This is a genomic window from Caulobacter sp. 602-1, from assembly GCF_003931565.1.
Taxonomy (GTDB): Bacteria; Pseudomonadota; Alphaproteobacteria; order Caulobacterales; family Caulobacteraceae; genus Caulobacter.
In genome coordinates, this window is record NZ_RRYI01000059.1 from 1 (window position 1) to 340 (window position 340).

1 protein-coding gene is annotated in these 340 nt (G+C 58.2%); it reads left to right on the top strand.

The annotated features are described in order from the left end of the window. On the top strand, nt 1–340 hold a 340-nt coding region (locus EIK80_RS25230; protein WP_199743628.1), incomplete at both ends, for a hypothetical protein.

Below are 340 nucleotides of genomic sequence, written 5' to 3' on the forward strand. Positions count from 1 at the left end.
CATGGGCAAAACCGACCCCGGAACCATCAAGCGCATCTTCAGCTACATCTTCCAGTACAAGTGGCGCGTCGTCGCCATCGTGGTGTGCATTCTGATCGGCGCCGCCGCACAGGCCGGATCCGCGCTGTTTCTCCAATCGCTGATTGACACTTACATTCTGCCGATGGTGGGGGAATCGAACCCCGACTGGGCTCCGTTGCTGCGCGCCATCAGTCTGATGGGCTGCCTGTATATGGCTGGTATCGTGACATCCTGGGCTTGGCAGTGGCTGATTATCACCGTTGAACAGGGCACGCTCAAGAAGATCCGTGACGACATGTTCGCCCACCAGCAGAAGCTG